General features: G+C 73.0%; 3 protein-coding genes. All 3 read right to left on the reverse strand.

Translation table 11 applies throughout. The annotated features are described in order from the left end of the window. The coding region (locus IRZ18_09285; GenBank protein MBX5477297.1) for a hypothetical protein at positions 1–626 on the reverse strand (626 nt) is incomplete at its 3' end. A 4-nt stretch (positions 627–630) separates the two neighbouring features. Then, positions 631–2,025 carry a sugar transferase gene (locus tag IRZ18_09290; protein ID MBX5477298.1) on the reverse strand — a complete coding sequence of 465 codons (1,395 nt, stop codon included), beginning with the start codon at positions 2,023–2,025 and terminating at the stop codon, positions 631–633. Positions 2,026–2,103: 78 nt separating this feature from the next. Continuing rightward, positions 2,104–3,039, reverse strand: coding sequence for an SDR family oxidoreductase (locus IRZ18_09295; protein ID MBX5477299.1), 936 nt, complete (start codon positions 3,037–3,039; stop codon positions 2,104–2,106). Positions 3,040–3,066: the final 27 nt, after the last annotated feature.

Consider the following 3,066-nt stretch of genomic DNA (forward strand, 5'->3'; position numbering starts at 1 on the left):
CGCGGCCGGACGCGCGCGCGCGTGGTCCCGCGGCTGCGGCCGTTCCGGCGGCGCGAGGGCTTGGCGAACTGGATGCGCGTGACCTGCTCGATCCCGTGCAGCACCAGCCCCGCGATCATCACGATCGCGTTGGCGTTGCGGATGGAGTAGCCCTTCACGAACGCCTTCCCCCCGATGAAGAGAAACGTGATGATCCCGATGCCGAGCGCGTTCAGCACGGTGTGCGGCACGTGCAGCCCTTTCGCCAGCTCGGCGATGATCGCGACCGTCGCCGCGCCGGCCACGGCGGCCGTGACGTCGCCCGTGATGTCCATGGCGATGCTCGCCACGCGGTCCGCGCGCTGGATGAGGTACAGCCCCTGCCGCGCGCCGGGCTCGCGCTTGCTGGCTTTGGCGTGGAAGGGGACCGGGTCTGCCGCCGTGACGGCCACGCCGAGCATGTCGAGAAGCACGGCCACCACGATGATGAAGAGCACGAGCGGCACCGCCAGCCCCGGGGGGATGCGCGCCACGAGCTCCTCCGACGGTAGGCCCACGCCCACCGCGATGACGAAGCCCAGGACGCCGAGGCTCAGGCCGGTCCGCCAGGGGTTCCCGTAGGCGTTTCGGCGTTTGTCGCCGGACATCGCTTCACCTATTTACGGATTTTACCACGGGCTCGGCCGCCTCCCGGGCCCAGGAGGGAAAGGCGCCGGCCCGGCCCGGCAGCAGCACCGCCCGCACGGTGAGGAAGAGGATCTTCAAGTCGAGGAGCGGCGAGGCCTGCACGATGTACGTGAGGTCGTAGCGCAGCTTCTCCTCCGCGTCCGTGGAGTAGGCCGCCATGACCTGCGCGAGGCCCGTCAGCCCCGGCCGCACGTTGTGCCGGAGGCGGTAGTGGGGCAACTCCGCCTCGAACGCCCGCACGAACTCCGGCCGCTCGGGGCGCGGCCCGACGAGGCTCATGTCGCCGCGCAGCACGTTCCACACCTGCGGAAGCTCGTCGAGGCGCAGGGCCCGCAGCCAGCGGCCGACGGGCGTGACGCGCGGGTCGTCGGCCGTGGCGAGGGTGGGCCCCGTCTCGGCCTCGGCGTCGACGCGCATGGTGCGGAGCTTGTAGATCGTGAACGGCCGGCCGTGCAGCCCCACGCGCGTCTGGCGGTACAGGGCCGGCCCGGGCGACGTGAGCATGATGGCGGCGGCCGCGAGCGCCACCACGGGCGCCGCCGCCACGCCGAGCACGAGCGCGCCGGCGATGTCGACGAGCCGCTTCAGCCAGGCGTAGTCCGGCGGGATCTCCGGCGGGCGGGCGCCGATGACGGGCAGGTCGCCCACGCGGGTCGTCTGGCTGCGGAGCATGAGGATGTCGTAGAGGGACGGCACGGCGTAGAACTGCCGCCCGTGGGCGAGCGCCCACGATTGTGCGGCGACGCGCGCTTCAGGCGAGGCGTGCGGCCCGACGAAGACGGCGTCCGCGTCCGGTCCGGTGGCGGGATGGCCGCCTGCCGGCGTGAGCGGGGTCGCGAACGCCTCGACCGCCTCGGCGGAGGCGAGCGCCGTGACGTGCGCCGCGCCGAACGAGCGGCGCACGAGGCGCGCGAGCGCCGCGGCGTCGCCGGCGGTTGCGCCGACGACGACGAACCGCCGCTCCCGGAACGCGCGCCGCGCGGCCGCGATCCACGGCCAGCGCGCGGCGCCGATGAGCGCGAACTCGATGGGCGCGGCGATGAGGAAGACGCTGCGCGGGAACGCCGGCGCGCCGAACAGGTACGGCAGGGCGAGACCGAGCGCCGTGGCCATCGTGACCGCGAGCGCGAGGGAGGCGTAGGTGTCGAACGGCTCGCGGTGGAGGTCGCGGTGCGTCTCGTACGTGGTGAGCAGCAGCACGCCGATCAGCGCGAGGAGCGGCCCGAGGACCGGGAAGGGCACGAAGTTGCGGTGCGGGATGGCGCCGTGGAAGCGCAGGTAGTACGCGAGCAAATACGCGACGAGGATGAGGAGGAAGTCCGTCGCCACGATCAAGGCTTGCCGCGTCCGCGGCGACATGCGCGTTCCCTCCCTTCCCTCCGGCGCCCGTGCCCGCCGGCCTTCGTCACGAGGCGGGACCGGCCGGCGGCGGCCCCGTCAGGCCCGGGCCCGCGCCCGGAACCAGGCGACCGTGCGGCGCAGCCCTTCGTCCAGGTCAACGTCCGCCGTCCAGCCGAGCTCCGCGCGGGCCTTGGAGGCGTCGAGCCGGTTCGAGCGCAGGTCGCCGGGTCGGGGCGGGCCGTATTGCGGCTCCGCCGCGGGGTCGGTGAGCTCGCGCAGCCGCGCGAACAGCTCGTTCACGTCCGTGCCGGTCCCCGTGCCGATGTTGTACGCCCCGCCGGCTGCGCCTCGCTCCAGCGCCAGCACGTTCGCCCGCGCGACGTCCTCCACGTACACGTAGTCCCGCACGTAGCGCCCGTCGCCGTTGATGACGCAGGGCTCTCCGCGCAGCAGCCGCTCCGTGAAGATGGCCACGACGCCCGCCTCGCCGTGCGGGTCCTGGCGCGGCCCGTACACGTTTGCGTATCGCAAGGATACCGCGTGCAGGCCGTGCTGGCGGTGGAAAAAGCGGACATACGCCTCGCCCGCCATCTTGCTGATGCCGTAGGGCGAAATCGGGTCCGCCGGGTGCGTCTCGGGCGCCGGCTCGTCGACGTCGCCATAGAGGACGCCGCCGGAGGAGGCGAAGACAAAGCGCTCCGTTCCGATTTCCACGCTCGCCTCAAGGACGTTCAGGAGGCCGATCAGGTTCACCTCGGCGTCGTAGCGGGGCTCGCGCGTGGACCGGCTGACGGACACTTGCGCGGCCTGGTGGGAGACCCACTCCGGCCGGACTTCGGCGAACACGGAGCGGACGAAGGCGGCGTCGCGGATGTCCCCTTCGTAGACGGTGACGCGGCCGGGGACGTTGGCGCGCCGGCCGGTGGAGAAGTCGTCGAGCACGGCGACCTCGTGACCGGCCGCCAGCAGCGCGTCGCAGACGTGGCTGCCGATGAAGCCGGCGCCGCCGATGACGAGGGTTCTCTTGGGCACGGGCGAGGGCCCTCCTTGTCGTTGCGC

The sequence above is a fragment of the Clostridia bacterium genome, assembly GCA_019683875.1.
In the GTDB taxonomy this organism is placed as follows: domain Bacteria; phylum Bacillota; class Sulfobacillia; order RBS10-35; family Bu92; genus Bu92.

Coding starts and splice junctions, on each gene's coding strand:
- IRZ18_09290 (MBX5477298.1), bottom strand. CDS start 2,025: ATGTCGCCGCGGACGCGGCAAGCCTTGATCGTGGCGACGGACTTCCTC.